The organism is Billgrantia gudaonensis (assembly GCF_900100195.1).
Taxonomy (GTDB): domain Bacteria; phylum Pseudomonadota; class Gammaproteobacteria; order Pseudomonadales; family Halomonadaceae; genus Halomonas; species Halomonas gudaonensis.
Genome location: NZ_FNES01000003.1, coordinates 13010 through 31129, shown reverse-complemented (window position 1 = coordinate 31129; position 18120 = coordinate 13010). Strand labels below are relative to the sequence as shown.

The 18120-nt window shown below is 58.7% G+C and carries 20 protein-coding genes and 1 pseudogene; 19 read left to right on the top strand and 2 right to left on the bottom strand.

Annotated features, from left to right (window positions below; genetic code table 11):
* Positions 1-90 precede the first annotated feature (90 nt).
* From BLP96_RS20565 to cysN, 18 genes and pseudogenes are all read left to right on the top strand, one after another.
* A pseudogene (locus BLP96_RS20565) lies at positions 91-306 on the top strand (UDP-N-acetylglucosamine 2-epimerase); the annotation flags it as partial.
* A gap of 227 nt (positions 307-533) precedes the next feature.
* A complete protein-coding gene (locus BLP96_RS19795; RefSeq protein ID WP_143005068.1) occupies positions 534-1478 on the top strand; it encodes a hypothetical protein in 945 nt (314 codons plus the stop codon).
* 5 nt (positions 1479-1483) lie between these two features.
* Complete coding sequence (locus BLP96_RS19790; RefSeq protein ID WP_143005067.1) at positions 1484-2314, top strand: sulfotransferase family protein; 831 nt, start codon at positions 1484-1486, stop codon at positions 2312-2314.
* Positions 2315-2321: 7 nt separating this feature from the next.
* Positions 2322-3572 carry a glycosyltransferase family 4 protein gene (locus BLP96_RS04120; protein WP_176761450.1) on the top strand — a complete coding sequence of 417 codons (1251 nt, stop codon included), beginning with the start codon at positions 2322-2324 and terminating at the stop codon, positions 3570-3572.
* Complete coding sequence (locus BLP96_RS04115; RefSeq protein ID WP_089683434.1) at positions 3556-4149, top strand: sugar transferase; 594 nt, start codon at positions 3556-3558, stop codon at positions 4147-4149. Before BLP96_RS04120 ends, BLP96_RS04115 begins: the two co-directional genes overlap by 17 nt.
* A complete protein-coding gene (locus BLP96_RS04110; protein ID WP_089683432.1) occupies positions 4146-4760 on the top strand; it encodes an acetyltransferase in 615 nt (204 codons plus the stop codon). The genes BLP96_RS04115 and BLP96_RS04110 overlap by 4 nt, the downstream gene beginning before the upstream one ends.
* Before the next feature lie 51 nt (positions 4761-4811).
* A complete protein-coding gene (locus BLP96_RS04105; protein WP_089683430.1) occupies positions 4812-6002 on the top strand; it encodes a DegT/DnrJ/EryC1/StrS family aminotransferase in 1191 nt (396 codons plus the stop codon).
* A 76-nt stretch (positions 6003-6078) separates the two neighbouring features.
* Entirely contained in the window at positions 6079-7050 is a 972-nt protein-coding gene (locus BLP96_RS04100) for an Rpn family recombination-promoting nuclease/putative transposase (RefSeq protein ID WP_089684056.1), read from the top strand.
* Between the two features lie 142 nt (positions 7051-7192).
* Positions 7193-7576, top strand: coding sequence for a DUF2384 domain-containing protein (locus BLP96_RS04095; RefSeq protein ID WP_089684054.1), 384 nt, complete (start codon positions 7193-7195; stop codon positions 7574-7576).
* A complete protein-coding gene (locus BLP96_RS04090) occupies positions 7573-7761 on the top strand; it encodes an RES domain-containing protein (RefSeq protein ID WP_340147952.1) in 189 nt (62 codons plus the stop codon). Before BLP96_RS04095 ends, BLP96_RS04090 begins: the two co-directional genes overlap by 4 nt.
* A 422-nt stretch (positions 7762-8183) precedes the next feature.
* Positions 8184-9608 carry an ImmA/IrrE family metallo-endopeptidase gene (locus BLP96_RS04080; RefSeq protein WP_089683426.1) on the top strand — a complete coding sequence of 475 codons (1425 nt, stop codon included), beginning with the start codon at positions 8184-8186 and terminating at the stop codon, positions 9606-9608.
* Between the two features lie 59 nt (positions 9609-9667).
* The gene (locus tag BLP96_RS04075) at positions 9668-11434 is read left to right on the top strand and encodes an SLC13 family permease (RefSeq protein ID WP_089683424.1); all 1767 of its coding nucleotides are present in this window, start codon (positions 9668-9670) and stop codon (positions 11432-11434) included.
* 158 nt (positions 11435-11592) lie between these two features.
* Positions 11593-12396, top strand: coding sequence for a 3'(2'),5'-bisphosphate nucleotidase CysQ (cysQ, locus tag BLP96_RS04070; protein WP_089684052.1), 804 nt, complete (start codon positions 11593-11595; stop codon positions 12394-12396).
* Between the two features lie 94 nt (positions 12397-12490).
* Positions 12491-12694 (top strand): DUF2281 domain-containing protein, encoded by a 204-nt coding sequence (locus tag BLP96_RS04065; protein ID WP_089683422.1) that lies wholly within the window; start codon positions 12491-12493, stop codon positions 12692-12694.
* A complete protein-coding gene (locus tag BLP96_RS04060; RefSeq protein ID WP_089683420.1) occupies positions 12678-13004 on the top strand; it encodes a type II toxin-antitoxin system PemK/MazF family toxin in 327 nt (108 codons plus the stop codon). Before BLP96_RS04065 ends, BLP96_RS04060 begins: the two co-directional genes overlap by 17 nt.
* 81 nt (positions 13005-13085) lie before the next feature.
* Positions 13086-14003, top strand: coding sequence for a sulfate adenylyltransferase subunit CysD (gene cysD / locus BLP96_RS04055; protein ID WP_089683418.1), 918 nt, complete (start codon positions 13086-13088; stop codon positions 14001-14003).
* A gap of 69 nt (positions 14004-14072) precedes the next feature.
* A complete protein-coding gene (locus BLP96_RS04050) occupies positions 14073-14417 on the top strand; it encodes a four helix bundle protein (protein ID WP_089683417.1) in 345 nt (114 codons plus the stop codon).
* Positions 14418-14490: 73 nt separating this feature from the next.
* Positions 14491-16407: a sulfate adenylyltransferase subunit CysN gene (gene cysN, locus BLP96_RS04045; protein WP_089683415.1), complete on the top strand. Its 1917-nt coding sequence runs from the start codon at positions 14491-14493 to the stop codon at positions 16405-16407.
* Between the two features lie 92 nt (positions 16408-16499).
* On the opposite strand, the gene BLP96_RS04040 is transcribed toward cysN, so the two are convergent.
* Both BLP96_RS04040 and BLP96_RS04035 read right to left on the bottom strand, forming a co-directional pair.
* The gene (locus tag BLP96_RS04040) at positions 16500-16802 is read right to left on the bottom strand and encodes a type II toxin-antitoxin system RelE/ParE family toxin (protein WP_089684050.1); all 303 of its coding nucleotides are present in this window, start codon (positions 16800-16802) and stop codon (positions 16500-16502) included.
* On the bottom strand, positions 16790-17047 hold the full coding sequence (locus BLP96_RS04035) for a type II toxin-antitoxin system Phd/YefM family antitoxin (RefSeq protein ID WP_089683413.1): 258 nt from the start codon (positions 17045-17047) through the stop codon (positions 16790-16792). Before BLP96_RS04035 ends, BLP96_RS04040 begins: the two co-directional genes overlap by 13 nt.
* 145 nt (positions 17048-17192) lie before the next feature.
* Between BLP96_RS04035 and BLP96_RS04030 the strand changes: the two genes are divergently transcribed.
* Positions 17193-18110 carry a LysR family transcriptional regulator gene (locus BLP96_RS04030; RefSeq protein WP_089683411.1) on the top strand — a complete coding sequence of 306 codons (918 nt, stop codon included), beginning with the start codon at positions 17193-17195 and terminating at the stop codon, positions 18108-18110.
* The last annotated feature ends 10 nt before the right edge of the window (positions 18111-18120 follow it).

The following is an 18120-nucleotide window of genomic DNA, read 5'->3' as shown; positions in this document are numbered from 1 at the left end:
CTATTCGCAGAAAAGGCGGTTTCCCTGGCTGCCGGCTATTTACTAGAGTGGTTTACCCTCGCATCGCTACACTGAGTTGATAATACTGATAGCCCCGAACGTTTGGACAATGTTATCAGCTCGTTCAACCAACTCCACAGCGATCAATCCTCTGTAGTATTATCTTTGCATTCGCCCATATGTAAGCTGATCACTCAACAGTGCCTAGAACTGAATGTTCACCTAATTGAGCCGATGGGGTATTTTGGAATGGTTTGGTCGCTAGATCACTGTGAATATGTACTCACTGACAGTGGTGGTGTATAAAAGGAAGCGTTCTTTTTTGGAGAAGCCTACGTGACCATACGTGATCAGACAGAATGGATGGAGGAGGTGGGCGCCGGGCCCAGTCAGCTAGTTGGGGCGGTTAATGTCAAGATGGTTGAGGTTGCGGGGCGGAATTTTGGTTGTATAGTTGAGGATATCGGGTGGCTGTATGGTAGTGGCGGAGCATCTCAACGAGTTGTGAATAAACTTTTAGAACCGGAGAGTTCATGAACCAAAATGTCCGGTGGCCTGATGGCGCAAAATTTGCCTTCTCAATCTTCGACGATACAGATAACTCAACTGTCAAAAACTGTAAGCCAGTGTATGACTACCTCGTAGAGAAAGGAGTACTAACGACCAAGTCAGTTTGGGTCTACCCGTCTAGAGGAAGTTACTCAGGCGGGTCTTTAAGTGATTCTGACTATTTGGAATGGGTTGAGAGTTTGGATAGTGCGGGCGTAGAGATAGGCCTCCACAATGTTGGAGATGGTCGTTTTCCGCGAGAGGAAATTCTCTTAGGTCTCGAAGAATTTAAAGATAAGCTTAATTATTTCCCTAAAGTTCACTGTAATCATGTGTCCAACCCTGATAATCTTTATTGGTGGGATAAGAGGTTTGTTTGGCCAATTAGTGTTCTCTATAAGATAGCGTACTTCATAAAGCGTCGAAAACCTACGCCTGCGGGAGGGGATGAAAAAACCTCGGAATTTTTTTGGGGTGACGCAGCTAAAAGAAAAATAAAATATGTTAGGAATCTTACTTTTTCGGAGATAAATACTTTAAGTCGCGATCCTGAAATGCCTTGGCATGACCCTAGTAAACCTTATGTGAATTACTGGTTTAGCTCATCGGATGGGCACAATGTTACCGTTTTTAATGACCTTTTATCACCTGATAATTTGGATAAGCTAGAAGCCGAAGGCGGTGCTTGCATTGTTTATACCCATTTTGCTAGTGGTTTTGTAGACGAAAGCGGTAATCTTGATGAAGCTTTCAAAGCTCGTATCGACGACCTTGCATCACGTAACGGTTGGTTTGTTCCGTGTAGCCAGCTTTTAGACTACCTTCTTGAAATAGAAGGTAAAAGTAAAGTGAGTTATTGGTATAGATTTACAAGAAATCTTGCTTGGGGCCTAGAGAGGCTAAATAAAGTTATTAAGTATAGGATGTGATAAGCATGAAAGTTAAACCTAATTTTATTGGAATAGGGGGGCAGAAGTGTGCTAGCACCTGGCTTTCTGAGTGCCTTCGTTCCCATCCTGAAATATTTATGAGTTCGCCGAAAGAGCTTCGGTATTTTGTCGACAATGAAAACAAAGGCCTTGAGTGGTACTTGGCGTTTTTTGAGAATGCCGCTGATTACAAGTATCGCGGAGAGTTTGCATCTAATTATATATATTGGCCGGGTAGTGCTCAAAAGATAAAGGATGCGCTGGGTGACGTTAAAATTATTGCTGTTGTGAGGGAACCTGTTAGTCGTGCATTAAGTCACATAAAGCATTTGATCAGGGATGGAAGCTTGCCAGAAATGTCAGGAGAAATTCCTCAAAACTCCCTTGAGGATATTATAGGTAAACACCCTGAAGTTCTTTCGAACTCCTGCTACCTGCCGGGGCTAAAGAAATATTGTGAGGTCTTCGGAGACGCTTCGGTTTTTATCGTGTGCCAATCAACATGCCTAAATAATGGTAGGCATGTTCTCGGAGAGCTCTGGTCTTTTCTCGGAGTTTGCGAAAGTGCAGATATCACGGAAGCGGATCAAGTCGTTAGCGCTGGAGTGAATCCGAAGTTTTCGTGGTTAGAGAATCTTCGAGCAAAAGTTTTTGTCTTTTCTAAGTATCGAGCCCCTTGGTTGATAAACTGGGTGAAAAGAACTGGTTTTTCATCTTTATACAGAAAAGTTAACCGTGGAGATGAGCTTGTATTTAGTCCGGAAGCTGCCGAGTACTTAAAAGAACTCTGTGCTGATGACTGGCGAGCGACTCAGAAAATGTTGACTGTAAGGTAATCTTGTCGTGGAGCGGCCAAAAATAAATATTTGGATCATCAATCAATATGCCTCGTCGCCCGCAACTGGTTACGCGGGGAGACATTACCAGCTTGCTCGTGAACTGGCGGTTCAAGGATGGCATGTCACTGTGGTGGCAGCCAGCTTTACTCATCTGTTGCGACAGTCTCCTGAGGTACAAGATGATATTACCCTAGAAGAAGCCGAAGGCTTTCAGATGGCGTGGGTAAGGTTACCGCCGTATCCGGATGCCCATTCGAAAAAGCGCGTATTGAACTGGTTTCGTTTCGCCTGGCTATTGCGAAAGCTGCCTGGCGCGATTGCTGAGCGGCCCGACGCGATTCTCTACTCTTCCCCCTCGCTGGTGGGGTTCCTCGGCGCACAGCGGCTCGCCAAACGATTCGAGGTGCCGTTGATCTTCGAGGTGCGCGATATCTGGCCGTTGACTCTGATGCAGGTCGGGGGCTATTCCCTCCGTCATCCTTTAATGCAGTTGCTGCAATGGATAGAGGACAAGGCCTACCGCGACTCCGACCGGGTGATATCCAACCTGCAGAATGCAGTTGAGCATATGCAGACTCGTGGCATGGACCCGGCTAAGTTCAGCTGGGTACCTAATGGTTTTTCGATGGGAGAGGTATCGCAGCCTGAGCCGCTTGATCCGGCAACCGTTGCTCAGCTACCACAAGGCAAGTTCGTCGTTGGCTATACAGGAACTTTGGGCGTTGCCAATGCACTGGGTACCTTGCTGGAAGCCGCTGAGCGACTTAAGGAACGTGATGACACCGCCTTCGTCTTGGTTGGTGGCGGCAAGGAGAGAAACGCCCTTCAGAGGCAGGTTTTTGAATTGGGTTTGGATAACGTCGTGTTTATCGATCCTATTCCCAAGGTCCAGATACAGTCTATGTTAGCACATTTCGATGTATGTTTTATCGGCTGGCGTGATGAGATGATATATCGGTTCGGTATAGGTGCAAATAAGATCCCGGAGTATTTGTATTCCGCAACGCCGATTCTACACTCTTTCTCCGGGAAGTGCGATCCGGTTGAAGAAGCTGGTGCAGGTATCACTACCCCGGCAGAAGATCCCGATTCCATTGCCAGCGCAGTCTTGAAGCTTAAGTCTTTGCCAGACTCTGAGCGGAAAGAGATGGGGCGTAGGGGGCGTGCCTATTCGCTTGAAAAGCATGATTACTCGGTACTGGCCTTGAAATTGAGTGAAGTGTTATTGGGGGCTATCCGTGAAAAGAACAGTTGATATTATAGCCTCAGTTTTCGCCTTGATAGTACTTTCACCTATTATCTTTCTTATTTTTCTATTGGTTTGGTGGCGACTCGGCTCTCCGGTACTTTTCCGGCAAGTGCGCCCAGGTCTGCATGGCAAGCCCTTCAAGATGGTCAAGTTCCGCACTATGCGCGATGCTTTGGGTGACGATGGCAAGCCACTACCCGACGAGGCGCGCATGACCAAGTTAGGCAATTTTCTGCGTGCTACCAGCCTTGATGAGTTGCCTGAACTTTGGAACGTTCTCAAGGGGGATATGAGCCTGGTAGGGCCACGCCCGCTGCTGATGGAGTACTTGCCTCTCTACGGCCCGGAGCAGTACCGTCGCCATGAGGTGAGGCCCGGCGTTACCGGATGGGCTCAGGTCAATGGGCGCAATGCGTTGAGCTGGGAAGAGAAATTCGAGCTCGATGTCTGGTACGTCGATCATCGGTCGTTGATATTGGATATCAAGATATTGTGGCTGACCGTCAAGAAAGTGCTCATGCGTGAAGGGGTCTCGGCTGAGGGGCATGCGACCATGGAGCGGTTCAAGGGAAACGATAAATGAAGCTCGCCATTCTCGGTGCCAGCGGGCACGGCAAGGTCGTTGCCGATACCGCCTTACAGGCCGGGTGGACCGAGGTAGTGTTCTACGACGATGCCTGGCCTGAACTTGAGGAGAATGGTGCCTGGTCCGTAGCCGGCGATACTGCAGCTTTGCTCAGCCAGTTGGCAGAATTCGAGGGGGTTGTGGTCGGTATCGGCAATAATCGCACTCGACTGGCCAAGACTCGCAAGCTGGCCTGCGCGGGGGCCAGGCTTGCAACGATTGTGCATCCCCGGGCAGTGGTGAGCTCTCAAGCGAATATTGGCAGGGGCAGTGTGGTATTCGCCGGGGCTGTGATCCAAGTGGATAGCCAGCTTGGGGAGGCCTGCATTGTGAATACCAATGCCAGTATCGATCACGATTGCCAATTGGCCCCAGGCATTCATGTGTGCCCGGGCGTTAACCTGGCTGGATTGGTCACTGTGGGTGAAGCTTGCTGGATTGGTATCGGGGCCTCAGTGAAGCAGCAGGTGCGTATTGGAGCGGGAGTGACGGTTGGCGCCGGGGCGGCAGTGATTCGGGATATTCCGGATGGCGAGGTCGTGGTAGGCGTGCCGGCAAGGGCCCTGTGATGCCGATGAGTCAAAGCGAGCGGCTGGTGAAAATGAGGATTGGATGTTGAAATGCTGAATGGACCCTTTTCGCCTTGGCCCTCCTTCACCGAGGAGGAGGCCGAGGCGGTTCGGCGCGTATTGCTGTCGAACCGCGTTAACTACTGGACCGGCACCGAAGGCCGCGAATTCGAGAAGGAATTCGCGGCCTTTGCCGGTACTGAGCATGCGGTGGCCGTGGCCAACGGCACCACGGCGCTGGACCTGGCTCTGAAGGGGTTGGGCATCGGCGAAGGCGAGGGCCGGGGGCGCGATGAGGTGATCGTCACCGCGCGTACCTTCCTGGCTTCGGCGTCGAGCATCGTTACGGCGGGGGCTGTGCCGGTGTTCGCCGATGTGAGTCGCGATTCGCAGAACGTTACGGCCGAGACGGTGGCCGAGAAGATCACCCCGAACACGCGGGCGATCATGGCCGTGCACCTGGCCGGCTGGCCCTGCGAGATGGAAGCGCTGATGGCCCTGGCCGAGCGCCACGGACTTTACGTGATCGAGGATTGCGCCCAGGCCCACGGTGCCACGTACCGGGGGCGCAGCGTGGGCAGCATCGGCCACGTGGGCTGCTGGTCGTTCTGCCAGGACAAGATCATGACCACCGGCGGCGAAGGCGGCATGGTCACCACGAACGACGAGGCGCTGTGGCGGCGCATGTGGGCCTACAAGGATCACGGCAAGAGCTGGGCGGCGGTGTACGAGCGCGAGCATCCGCCGGGCTTTCGCTGGCTGCACGAGAGCTTCGGTACCAACTGGCGGCTCACCGAGATGCAGGCGGCCATCGGGCGCATTCAACTGGCCCGCATGCCCGAATGGAAGGCGGCGCGCCAGGCCAATGCCCGGCGCATCTGGCAGGCGGCGGGTGAATGCCCTGCACTGCGCGTGCCGGCCATTCCCGAGCACGTCGAGCATGCCGCCTACAAGTGCTACGTGTTCGTACGGCCCGAAAACCTGAAGCCGGACTGGAACCGCGACCGCATCATGGGTGAGATCGTCGCCCGCGGCGTGCCGTGCTTTTCCGGTTCGTGCTCCGAGGTGTATCGCGAGAAGGCCTTCGAAGGCACCGGTTGGCGGCCGGAACGGCCTCTGCCGGTGGCCCGCGAGCTGGGCGAGACGAGCCTGATGTTTCTTTGCCACCCCACCCTGACGGAAGTCGAAATCGACGAGACCTGCCGCGTGCTGGGCGAGGTGATGGTTGAGGCGGCGCAGTAGAGGGGAGGATGGCCCGCTCATGGAGCGCCTGGTGGGTGTGGTAGGCTATCGCCATACGGTCGGCAGGGAGCGGAGCATGGCCAACTATCATGATACGGGTTACAAGGAGCTGTTCAGCCACCCGGAGTTCGTGCAGCAACTCATCGAGGGCTTCGCGCCGGCCGAGATCTCGGCGCTGATGGATTTCTCGACGCTGACGAATCACAGCGGCAACTACATCACGCCGTTGTTCGAAGAAAAATTCGAAGACGTGGTGTGGTCGGTGGAGATCACTTGGCAGGGCGTAACCCAGCGGGTTTTCTTGTACATCTTGCTGGAGTTCCAGTCCTCGGTGGATCACACCATGCCCATTCGGCTGCTGCACTATGTGGCGTGTTTCTACGATCACCTGCTCAAGAGCCGAGTCACCACGCCGGGTGAGGGGCTGCCACCAGTGCTGCCCATCGTGCTCTACAACGGTTCCCGGCGCTGGTCGGCTGAGCCGGACATCTATTCCATGATCCGCCCGGAACCGCCGAGTTTTCTGCAGGTCTACCAGCCGCACCTGCGCTACTACCTGATCGACGAAGGGCGTTACACTGACGAGGAGCTGGGGCTGCGTCAGAGTCCGCTGAGCGGTGTGTTCGGCGTGGAGAACGCCGGCCAGAGTTGGGAAGCGCTGCAGCAAGCGGTGAACCGGATCGTGGCGATCATCCAGGCCGATCCTAACAAGGAACGTATCGACCGGATCATCACCCGCTGGCTCAAGCGCCATTTGCATCGACTCGAGGCCGGGATCGATCTGGATCGGCTCGCAAGCCTGGTGGAGGACAAAGCGATGTTGGCAGAGAACTTAGAGAATTTGGTGAAGAAAGAGCGCCAGGAAGGTCGCCAGGAAGGGCGCCAGGAAGAAGCCCGGCGCATTCTGCAGCGTTTGCTGACCAAGCGCTTCGGCGAGCTGCCGACGTGGGTTCGCGCGAAGCTGGAAACGGCGGAGGCGGGGCAGTTGGAGGCTTGGACGGATGAGATCCTGGTCGCCGAAAGCCTGGAGGCGCTGTTCGGCGAGTGACCGCCGATACGGCGGCAGCCGAAGGTGTGGTTTCTCTGTCACCCCACCCTGACGGAAGCCGAGATCGACGAGTCCTGCCGCGTGCTGGGCGAGGTGATGGTTGAGGCGGCGATGTAACGTGCTGGCGAGTGGGGCTGTTGTGATGGAGAGAAAGACCTATGAGCGTTTCGTTGAGGATCTCAAGCGATCTGCAACGGCAGCGGGCAAGCCGATCATCGATCCCAAGTTGTTCGCTCGCGCATTGAGCATGGATCTACAAGCCCTGGCTGCGGATGCCCATGTTCACCGGGTTACTCTCTCGCGGGCCCAAGGCACCGAGAAACTGCAAGGCTTTCTTCGTGATGCGTTACAGGTGCTGCGTGTTGCCACGGATATCAACGGGGATTTTCGACATGCCCTGTTCTGGTTTCGTAACGAACCCATCAGCACTTTCGATTACCTGACGCCGGAGCAGTTGGTTAGCGAGGGTAGAACTCAGGATCTGGTGCGTTACCTCCAGTCCTTGAAGGCGGGAGCAGCCGGGTGAAGGTTCGGTTCTCGCTGGAATGTCCCGCCTACCGCGTGCATGTTCCCCGATGGGCCTATGCCCCAACCAGCGGGGCTGGGGCTGCCGAGCATGGCGGCCGCCTGAACAGGCCCGGCTTACCGGCGCTCTATCTCGCTCTTGAGGCGACGGATGGTGTGTATGTCGATTATCATGACAGTAGGTGACCCGTTCATCGCCAGATGAAGCAGGAGAGGGCGACGATGTGCCATGAAGGGACCGAATGGCGCTACGAAAGGGGAGAAGGGCGTTACAAGCATCGCTGGCGCCATGATTACGCCGGATTCGTTCCGGGTGATAGCGGTCCCGTGGGGAAGTGTCCGAAGCATATTGATCAAGAGCTTGCAGAACGAATTCTCAATGAGAGGGGGATACCGGTCTATCAGGCGGAAGACAGCGCCTATCCCGATTTCTTCTATGCTGTTTATCAGGGCGTCGTTTATGCCGCCGCTCCTACGAATCCTGGATATTCCTATCATGCTTACCCATGGCGGGGGGATTTACCTGGTCGTTGCGGCCTTGGTAGAAGGCTGAGAAGGCAGTTGAGGGAGTGCGCAGATCGCCATGGAGAGAGGAAAGAGTTGGAACGATGGCTAAAGCAGTACGATCCGAACCGAGACTGATCGGTGAGCCTGATGGCCTTCAGGTCGAGCTCTGTTTGTCCAATGGCCCGCCTCAGGGGCTGGCCCAGGGGCAGGGGCGCATTCTGCTGGCTGGAGAACCTGTGTGGCATGCTCAGGGTGAAAACGGGGAAGCACCGATCGAGTGGACTTGGGGAGATCTGCTCGAGTTTCTAGGCCGATGGTGGCCATGGCTCGTTCTCGAAGAGACTTATCCGGTACCGGTTGCCCCTCTATACCCTGGCCTTTTCCTTCAGGAAGCCGAGCGCCGCTGGGTCGACATGCCTGCAGAGCAAGTCGAAGCGGAAGAAGAGGCGGCTCATCGTTTCATCGCGCGCCACGATTTGGCTGAGGCATTCAAGGGAATCTTCTTGCCGTCTCTGATAGTGCTCCGTCAAGGCAGGAAGTGTCATGTTTCGGCAGCCAGCCTTCGCAAGACGCTGGTATGTTCATGGGATCGTGTTCAGCGAACGCTAGAAGCCGTTGGGAATTACTTGGCTGAAGCACTGCAGGAGAGCGACAACGAGCGGGCACGACGCGCCGTAGCATGGTGGGAACGGCGCGAGACCCGGCTGGAAGAGCACGAGCTGGATATCACGACGGGGCTTTCCGCTTCATCGCGAAGACACCTGGAAGGTGGTTCGCTGCCTGAGGAAATGTGGCAGTTGCCCGAGATTCGTGCGGTGGCGCGGATGACGACCGGTGTGGTCCTCGAAGCGGATCAGCGGGAGTTATTGGCCAGGGTATTGCAATCGCCACGTCGGGATACTGCAGAGTTGGACCGGCTGTCTGCTTGCATCCTTAGCGAGTTCCGCGAGATAGGCCCTCCCCATGAGCAGGGGTACTGGGCTGCGATGCGCTTGCGTCATGCGCTGGGATTGAGCGGGAAAGACCCCGTAGATCCCGAAGCCTATCTCGAGGCATGGGGTATTGAGGTCGATTCGGTTGCACAAGAAGGCTCCCCCATCGATGCAATGACGGCCTGGGGGGAACGACATGGGCCGATTATCGTAATCAACCGTGCGCCTGGCGCGCGCTCTGCCCACTCGTTCGGGGAGCGAGCGACTTTGGCGCACGAAGTGGCGCACCTGCTGTTGGATCGGGAAGGTGCCTTGCCGGCTGCCGAAGTGCTGGGGGGGAGAACGCCCGAATACCCCGAAAAGCGGGCTCGTGCTTTTGCGGCGGAGTTTTTGCTGCCACGAGAGACTGCTGCCAGTTTCGTACGTGATGGCACTGACCTGCGTGCCGTTGCCATTGAATTGCGTGATGCCTATGGCGTTAGCAGTGAGTTGCTTGCCTGGCAGATTAGTAACTCCAGTGTGCGCTCGACGTTGAGTCAAGAAGAGTTGACGCTACTGGAACAGTGGAAAGTGGGACAGGGTGAGCTGCACTGACCCCTTCACTGCGATACCTGCCCGTATCGCAGTAAAACGCCTTTCTCTAAGATATTTTGATGCCCTTCGAAGCCCTGTTTACGCTGGCTACCGTGCTGGCGGTCCTCGTTACGCTGGTGGTGACCCGCATTGCGCCGGACGTGGTGCTGATGGCCGCCCTGGCGCTGCTGGTGGTCAGCGGAATTCTCGAGCCCGGCGAGGCGCTGGTGGGCTTTTCCAACCCCGGTGTGATGACCATCGCCACGCTCTACGTGGTGGCGGCCGGGCTGAAAGAGACCGGCGCCATCCAGTGGATCGCCCACCGCCTGCTGGGGCGTCCGCGGGGCTTGCGACAGGCGCAGGCGCGCGTGCTGCTGCCGGCTTCCGGCCTGAGCGCGTTCATGAACAACACCACCGTGGTGGCGATGTTCATTCCCGCCGTTCAGGAGTGGGCGGCGCGGCTCAAGCTGCCGCCTTCCAAGCTGCTGCTGCCGCTGAGCTATGCGGCCATTCTCGGCGGTACCTGCACGCTGATCGGCACCAGCACCAACCTGGTGGTGGATGGCCTGCTGCAGACCGAGCGCGGCGTGTCGCTGGCGATGTTCGAGCTGGCCTGGGTGGGCGTGCCCTTGCTGGTGGTGGGCGGCGGCTTTCTGATGCTGTTCGCCGACAAGCTGCTGCCGGATCGCCAGGGCGTGCTGGAACAGCTGGAACAGGCCCGCGAGTACGCGGTGGAAGTGGTGGTGGAAGACAAGGGCCCGCTGGCCGGCAAGACGATTGCCGCTGCCGGGTTGCGCAGCCTGGCCCATGGCTACCTGGCCGATATCGAGCGCCATGGCCGCCTGCTGACGGCGGTGCCGCCGGAAACCGAGCTGCTGGCCGGCGACGTGCTGGTGTTCATCGGTGCGCCGGAGTGCGCCCGTGAGCTGCGCCGCATCCACGGGCTGCGCCCGGCCGGCGGCGACGTGCACAAGCTGGATATCGCCCATCATCGGCGCTGCCTGGTGGAGGCGGTGATCGGCCCGGATTTTGCCGGCCTGCATCAAACGGTGCGCGAGTCGCGCTTTCGGTCGCGCTATCAGGCGGTGATCCTTTCCATTTCGCGCCATGGCAAGCGCCTGCCCGGCAAGCTGGGCGACATACGCCTGCAGGTGGGCGACACCCTGCTGCTGGAAACGGCCCAAGATTTCGTCGACCAGTACCGCTACCGCAAGGATTTTCTGCTGGTCAGCGGCTTGAACGACTCCACGCCGCCCGATTTTCGCAAGGCGCCGGTGGCGCTGGGCATTTTGGGGGGCATGGTGGCGCTCAGCGCCAGCGGGCTGGTGAGCATTCTCGAGGCGGCGCTGCTGGCCGGCGGCGCCATGCTGGTTACGCGCTGCGTGCCGGCCAGCAAGGCGCGGCGCTATCTCGATCTCACCGTGCTGATCGTGATCGCCGCCTCCTTCGCCCTGGGCGCCGCCATGGCCAAGACCGGTGCCGCCGCGCAGATCGCCCAGTGGCTGCTGCTGGTCGATGGCCTGGCCCCCTGGGCCGCGCTGGCACTGGTGTATTTGATGACGGTGATCTTCACCGAGCTGATCACCAACAATGCCGCCGCGGTGCTGATGTTCCCCATCGCCATGGCGGTGGCCGAGCAGTTGGGCGTGGACGTGCTGCCCTTCGCCGTGGCGGTGATGTTCGCCGCCTCGGCCAGTTTCATGACCCCGCTGGGTTACCAGACCAACCTGATGGTGCTCGGACCCGGCGGCTATCGCTTCACCGACTACCTGCGCCTCGGCGCCCCGCTCAGCCTGATCGTCGGCGTCACCGCCGTGGGGTTGATACCGGTGGTCTGGTCGTTCTGACCAGAGCTGTAAGCCGTAAGCTATAAGCTGGAAGTAACCCCAAAAGCAAAACCAAGGGCACAGGACGCCGAGTGGAGTGGCAGTTGGTTTTTCTTACAGCTTAAAGCTTATGGCTTGTTTCTAAAGGAGTTTGTGTGACCGATTTCGTTACCGATGACATGCGCCTGCGCTTGATCGAGGGCGTTCATGCCGCTGGACGTGAGGTGCTGGCGATCTATTCGCGGGATTTTTCGGTGGAGACCAAGGCGGACGAGAGCCCGCTGACCGAGGCGGACATGGCGTCTCACCATGCCCTGGTGGCGCTGCTGGGTGAGGTGACCCCGCAGGTACCGGTGCTTTCCGAGGAGTCGGGCGAGATCCCCTTCGAGACCCGCCGCGGCTGGGAGCGCTACTGGCTGATCGATCCGCTGGACGGCACCAAGGAGTTCATCGGCAAGAACGGCGAGTTCACCCTGAACGTGGCGCTGGTGGAGCGCGGTGTGCCGGTGTTCGGCATCGTGCATGCGCCGGTGCTCGAGACCACCTGGATCGGCCAGGTGGGGCAGGGCGCCAGCAAGTGGCAGGCCGGCGAAACCGTGCCCATCCGCGTGCGTGAACTGCCCGACCCGAGTGAGGCGCCTTGGAAGGTGGTGGGCAGCCGCCGCCACGGCGCCGAAGCGTTCGAGGCCTTCTGCGCCGGGCTGCCTGCCCACGAGTGCGTTTCCATGGGCAGCTCGCTGAAGCTCTGCCTGGTGGCCGAAGGTGCGGCCGATCTCTATCCCCGCCTGGCGCCCACCAGCGAATGGGACACCGCCGCCGCCCAGGCCGTGGTCACCGCCGCGGGTGGCGAAGTGCTCGATGCCACCACCCTCGAACCGCTGCGCTGCAACCGTCAGGAAAGCGTGCTCAACCCCTTCTTCATCGTTTGCGGCCAGCGCGACGAACGCTGGGAAAGCGCGCTTCGCGCAAGCCTGGAGAGGTAAGATATGGCTTCAGGTACGCAATGGCGATGGACTAGGCTATTGAGTCATGAGTCATTGTGTTGCTACCGGGAAATCCTTGTGAGCGAGGTAGACCATGAATACGTCCGAAAAAATCGTTGATAACGTCAACCGGCTTCCCGAGTCACTTCAAGAGGAAGTGCTGGACTTTACCTATTTCTTGATTCAGAAAATCGAGAAAGGTGAGCTGAAGAGTCTTTCCCAGGCTCAGCAGTCTAGCATGGACGTGCTGTGGGACAATGACGAAGATGAGGTGTGGAACGATGTACCAGCCCGGTGACGTTGTCTTGGTGCCATTCCCATTTTCCGATTTGAAAACCAGGAAAAAGCGACCCGTTCTGGTTTTTCAGTCGCCCGATTCTTATGGTGATATGGTGTGCCTGGCTATTACTTCCAGGTCGAACCATCAACAGTCGGTTCCTATTTATGCGGAAAGCTTCGTTGATGGTGTTCTACCAAAGGCAAGTTGGGTTAGATACGGTAAAGTTTACACTGTTAACGATGCGGTCGTGACAGGTCGCTTTGGCGCTCTTAAAGCCGACGTGTTTGATGAAGTAAAAATCTGCTTTTGCCGACATTTCGCTTGTTGATCGTTTTTCATTTTGGCATCTCATCCGATGCCGGGCTTTTCGGCCATTCTAGCTAATGGCTGCTTCTCCAAGGTACTTTCGATGTCTGAACTATCCGCAGAACGCCAAACTCACCTCAAACAGCTCGAGGCCGAGTCGATCCACATCATCCGCGAGGTGGCGGCCGAGTTTCGCAATCCGGTGATGATGTATTCCATCGGCAAGGATTCCTCGGTGATGCTGCACCTGGCGCGCAAGGCTTTCTATCCCGGGCCGCCGCCGTTCCCGTTGCTGCACGTCAACACCACCTGGAAGTTTCGCGAGATGATCGAGTTTCGCGACCGCATGGCGGCGGAATCCGGCATGGAGTTGATCGAACACATCAACGAAGAGGGGCGCGCCGCCGGCATCAACCCCTTCGACCACGGCAGCGCCAAGTACACCGACGTGATGAAGACGGATGCGCTCAAGCAGGCGCTGAGCGAGCATCGCTTCGATGCCGCCTTCGGCGGCGCGCGGCGCGACGAGGAAGCCAGCCGGGCCAAGGAGCGGGTGTTCTCGTTCCGCGACAAGCACCACCGCTGGGACCCCAAGAGCCAGCGCCCCGAGCTGTGGAATACCTACAACGCCAAGGTCAATCAGGGCGAGTCGATTCGTGTCTTCCCGCTCTCCAACTGGACCGAACTGGACATCTGGCAGTACATCTACCTCGAATCGATCCCCATCGTGCCTCTCTACTACGCCGCCCCGCGCCCGGTGGTGGAGCGCGACGGCATGCTGATCATGGTCGACGATGACCGCATGCCGCTGGAGCCCGGCGAAGTGCCCGAGCAGCGCTGGGTACGTTTCCGCACCCTGGGCTGCTACCCGCTCACCGGCGCGGTGGAGTCGAAGGCCGCCACGCTGCCCGAGATCATCCAGGAGATGCTGCTCACCCGCACCTCGGAACGCAGCGGCCGCGCCATCGATCACGACCAGGCGGGAAGCATGGAGCGTAAGAAGCGCGAAGGGTACTTCTGAGGCGCTCCGCGCTTCAGAAGAGCTGTAAGCTGGAAGCTTGAAGCTGGAAGAAAACCAGGAGGGTTTCATATGGACTTTGAGAAGCTTCAAGTATGGAAGCGCTCTGCAAGGCTTTCGGCTGAGCTCTACAAATCCTTGAGGGATCTCCGAGATTTTGGCTTCAAGGATCAGATAACGCGTTCCGGACTTTCTGTGCCCAGTAACATCGCTGAGGGAATGACTCGCGGCACGGTCAAGGACAAACGGCACTTCCTGCTGATTGCCAAGGGCTCATGCGCTGAGCTGAGAACGCAGATCTACATCGGTATCGATATTGGCTATATCGACAAGGCCTGTGGCAACCGGTGGATACAGGAAACACGTGAGATTGCTGCCATGCTTTCCGGGCTGATCAGCAAGTTCACCATCGAATGAATTGGCTGTGTAGCGATGGAGGTTGGGTGTTCTTCCAGCTTCCAGCTTCCAGCTTCGAGCTATGGGAAGGGACATGTCACACCAATCGGCTTTGATCTCAGACGACATCGAATCCTACCTGCGCGAGCACGAGCAAAAAGACCTGCTGCGCTTCATTACCTGCGGTAGCGTCGACGACGGCAAGTCGACGCTGATCGGGCGGTTGCTGCACGATTCCAAGATGATCTACGAGGATCAGCTGGCGGCGATCACCCAGGCGTCGAAGACCAGCGGTACCACCGGCGATGCGGTGGATCTGGCGCTGCTGGTGGATGGGTTGCAGTCGGAGCGCGAGCAGGGCATCACCATCGATGTCGCGTATCGCTATTTTTCCACCGACAAGCGCAAGTTCATCATCGCCGATACCCCGGGGCACGAACAGTACACCCGCAACATGGCCACCGGCGCCTCCACGGCGAGCCTGGCGGTGATTCTGATCGACGCGCGCTACGGCGTGCAGACCCAGACTCGGCGGCACAGCTTTATCTGCGATCTGCTGGGCATCCAGCACCTGGTGGTGGCGATCAACAAGATGGACCTGGTCGACTATTCGCAGGAGCGCTATGAGGAGATCGTCGCCGAGTATCGGGAACTGGCGGAGAAGCTGGAAGCCCGCGACGTTCGCTTCGTGCCGCTCTCGGCGCTGAAGGGCGACAACGTGGTCAACCCGAGCGCGGCCATGAGCTGGTACGAGGGGCCGGCGCTGCTAGAGCTGCTGGAGAGCGTGGAGGTCACCCACGACCGGAACCTGCGCGACCTGCGCCTGCCGGTGCAGTACGTCAATCGCCCCAATCTGGACTTTCGCGGCTACTGCGGCACCCTGGCCGCCGGCATCCTGCAGCCGGGGCAGGCAGTGCGGGCGCTGCCCTCGGGCAAGACCAGCAAGGTCGAGCGCCTGGTCACTTTCGATGGCGATCTCGATGCCGCCTATCCGGGCCAGGCGATCACCGTAACGCTGGAAGACGAGATCGACATCTCGCGGGGCGATTGGCTGGTGGGCGCCGAGGAACAGGTGCCGCTGGCCTCCAGTTTCGAGGCGGACATCGTGTGGATGCACGAGACCCCGATGGAGCCCGGCAAGCTCTACGATCTCAAGCTTGCCACCCGCGACATGGCAGGGAAGGTGGGCGCCATCGATTACCAGATCGACGTCAACACCCTGGAGCAGCGCCACGCCGAGCATCTGGACCTCAACGCCATCGCCCGCTGCCGCGTGGAGCTCACCGCCCCGGTGCCGATAGACGACTACCGTTCCAGCCCCGGCACCGGCAGCTTCATCATCATCGACCGGCTGACCAACATCACCGTGGGCGCGGGCATGATCCATCAGCCGCTGGAAACCGAGCTGCCCTACGAGTTCCGCGAGCACGACAGCAAGGCCAGCGTGGTGTGGAATCGCACCAGCGTGACCCAGGCCATGCGCGAGCAGTTGAACGGCCACCAGGGCAAGTGCATCTGGTTCACGGGGCTGTCGGGTTCCGGCAAGTCGACCCTGGCCAATGCGCTGGAAGTGGAGCTCAACCGCCGCGGCTACCACACCATGCTGCTCGACGGCGACAACGTGCGCCACGGCCTGTGCAAGGATCTCGGCATGAGCGAGCGAGACCGCGCCGAGAACATCCGCCGCGTGGGCGAAGTGGCGCGGTTGTTCGCTGAGGCGGGCATCATCGTCATCACGGCGTTCATCTCGCCGTTCCGTGCCGACCGCGATCAGGCCCGCGAGCTGTTCGACGAAGGCAGCTTCGTCGAGGTGCACGTCGATGCGCCGCTCGACATTTGCGAGGAGCGCGACCCCAAGGGGCTGTATCAGAAGGCCCGCGAAGGCAAGATCAAGGACTTCACCGGCATCAGCAGCCCCTATGAAGTGCCGCTGAAGGCCGAGGTGACGCTGAAGAGCGCCGAGTTCACCCAGCAGGAGCTGGTGTCGCAGCTGGTGAAGCGGGTGCTGTGACGGAGTTCGGGGCGTCGCTGTCATTCCCGCCATCGGGCCAGCGGTAGAGAGGCGGCTCCAGCGGCGTACGCACTTGCGAAGCGAAGGTCCGCTCAGCGGCTTTCGAGCATGTACGCACGCAGTTGCCGCTCCTCTCGAAGAACGTAGAGGATGAGAACCCGCCTCTCATCCTCACGATAAAAAATGCGACAGGGTGGAGTCACGATCTCCCTGTATACCGAATCGGGGAGTTCTGGAGGAATCCGTCCGGAGTGGGGAAAATCTTCCAAACGCTCGGTTGTCTCGAAAACTCTTTCGACCACATGGCGTGCGGCAGCAGGATTGTCCAGAGCGATGTATTCGGCGATGGCATCCAGTTCCTGAAGGGCTGGCTCCGTCCAGATTACTTCAGCCATTTACCCATTTTCTCCCTGGCCTCGCTTTGGCTGTACGTTCTTTCCTCGAGTACGGCACGCTCTCCGCGTGAGAGCCCCTCGAGCAGCTCGAGTCGGCGCTGCATGAACTCGTAATCCTGCACATCGACGAGATAGGCCGATGGCTGACCGTGTTCGGTGATCAGAACTGGCTCCTTCGACACATGCAGGTCGGCCAGGATCTTCGTGGCTTGGCGCTTGAGGTTCGTGACAAGCTCGACTTTCATGGGCTTACCCTGAAGTGGATCGACAGTGATACTATAGTATCACTCGCTGGGCGAGGCAATCGCGGCCGACAGCCGCGCTCGCTGGCAACGCGACCGCCGTTGCGGTTTTCTTTGAGCACGGGCGGCGTCCACGAGGAGTGCGAGGATGGAAATCCCCCATCAGCGGTTGATCTATTTCCAACTGACCGTGGAGACCGGCTCGGTGCGGCGTGCCGCGGCGCGGCTGGACATTGCCGCCTCGGCGGTCAGTCGGCAGATCGGCCTGCTGGAGTCGGCGCTGGACGCCACGCTGCTGGAGCGGCGCCGCGACGGCGTGCGGCCCACGCCGGTGGGAGAGATGCTGCTGGATTACTGCGAGCGGCGTACCGCACTGGATCGCCGCTTCAGCGACGAGCTCGATGCCTATCAGCGGCTCGAGACCGGACAGATCGCGCTGTGCGTGGGCGAGGGGTTCGTGGGCGATTTGATCGACCATCCGCTGCGCGAATTCACCGAGGCGCATCGCGGCATCCGCCTGGAGGTCGATACCGGCAGCACGCGGCAGATCATCGAGGCGGTGGTCAACGACGAGGTGCACATCGGCCTGATGTACCACGAGCAGGTGCATCCGCACCTGCGCTTCTGGCACTCCACCTGCCAGCCGCTGGTGCTGCTGATGGCGCCGGAACATCCGCTGGCCGAGGCGTCCGGGCCGCTCACCCTGGATGCGCTGGCCGAGTATCCGCTGGCGCTCTGGCATCCGGGGCATGGCGTCAGGCAACTGGTGGACATGGCCTTTCAGGAGGCCGGCAAGCGGCCGCTCGTCGGCATTCAGACCGGCTCGCTCGAGGTATTGAAGCATTCGGCGCGGGCCGCGCTGAGCGTGACGCTGCTACCGCGATTCGCGGCCGCCAGGGAGCTGGAAGAGGGCACCCTGGTGGCGCGCGACGTGGTGGGGCGGCACTTCAGCCAGGCCAATGCGCACATGGTCACGCGGGTGGGAAGGCGCATGCCGCGGGCGGCGCTGCAGTTGTTGCGCCACCTGCAGCATTGGATGAGCGCCTTTCGCCACGAGCCTTCCTAGACACAAGGCG

Bases quoted from the DNA above. Each gene is read 5' to 3' on its own strand.
- BLP96_RS04075 (WP_089683424.1), top strand. From the start codon at position 9,668: ATGCCCTTCGAAGCCCTGTTTACGCTGGCTACCGTGCTGGCGGTCCTC.
- BLP96_RS04065 (WP_089683422.1), top strand. From the start codon at position 12,491: ATGAATACGTCCGAAAAAATCGTTGATAACGTCAACCGGCTTCCCGAG.
- BLP96_RS04105 (WP_089683430.1), top strand. From the start codon at position 4,812: ATGCTGAATGGACCCTTTTCGCCTTGGCCCTCCTTCACCGAGGAGGAG.
- cysD (WP_089683418.1), top strand. From the start codon at position 13,086: ATGTCTGAACTATCCGCAGAACGCCAAACTCACCTCAAACAGCTCGAG.
- BLP96_RS04035 (WP_089683413.1), bottom strand. From the start codon at position 17,047: ATGAAAGTCGAGCTTGTCACGAACCTCAAGCGCCAAGCCACGAAGATC.
- cysQ (WP_089684052.1), top strand. From the start codon at position 11,593: ATGCGCCTGCGCTTGATCGAGGGCGTTCATGCCGCTGGACGTGAGGTG.
- BLP96_RS04050 (WP_089683417.1), top strand. From the start codon at position 14,073: ATGGACTTTGAGAAGCTTCAAGTATGGAAGCGCTCTGCAAGGCTTTCG.
- BLP96_RS19790 (WP_143005067.1), top strand. From the start codon at position 1,484: ATGAAAGTTAAACCTAATTTTATTGGAATAGGGGGGCAGAAGTGTGCT.
- BLP96_RS04110 (WP_089683432.1), top strand. From the start codon at position 4,146: ATGAAGCTCGCCATTCTCGGTGCCAGCGGGCACGGCAAGGTCGTTGCC.
- BLP96_RS04040 (WP_089684050.1), bottom strand. From the start codon at position 16,802: ATGGCTGAAGTAATCTGGACGGAGCCAGCCCTTCAGGAACTGGATGCC.
- BLP96_RS19795 (WP_143005068.1), top strand. From the start codon at position 534: ATGAACCAAAATGTCCGGTGGCCTGATGGCGCAAAATTTGCCTTCTCA.
- BLP96_RS04095 (WP_089684054.1), top strand. From the start codon at position 7,193: ATGGAGAGAAAGACCTATGAGCGTTTCGTTGAGGATCTCAAGCGATCT.
- BLP96_RS04030 (WP_089683411.1), top strand. From the start codon at position 17,193: ATGGAAATCCCCCATCAGCGGTTGATCTATTTCCAACTGACCGTGGAG.
- BLP96_RS04060 (WP_089683420.1), top strand. From the start codon at position 12,678: ATGTACCAGCCCGGTGACGTTGTCTTGGTGCCATTCCCATTTTCCGAT.
- cysN (WP_089683415.1), top strand. From the start codon at position 14,491: ATGTCACACCAATCGGCTTTGATCTCAGACGACATCGAATCCTACCTG.
- BLP96_RS04100 (WP_089684056.1), top strand. From the start codon at position 6,079: ATGGCCAACTATCATGATACGGGTTACAAGGAGCTGTTCAGCCACCCG.
- BLP96_RS04080 (WP_089683426.1), top strand. From the start codon at position 8,184: ATGGCTAAAGCAGTACGATCCGAACCGAGACTGATCGGTGAGCCTGAT.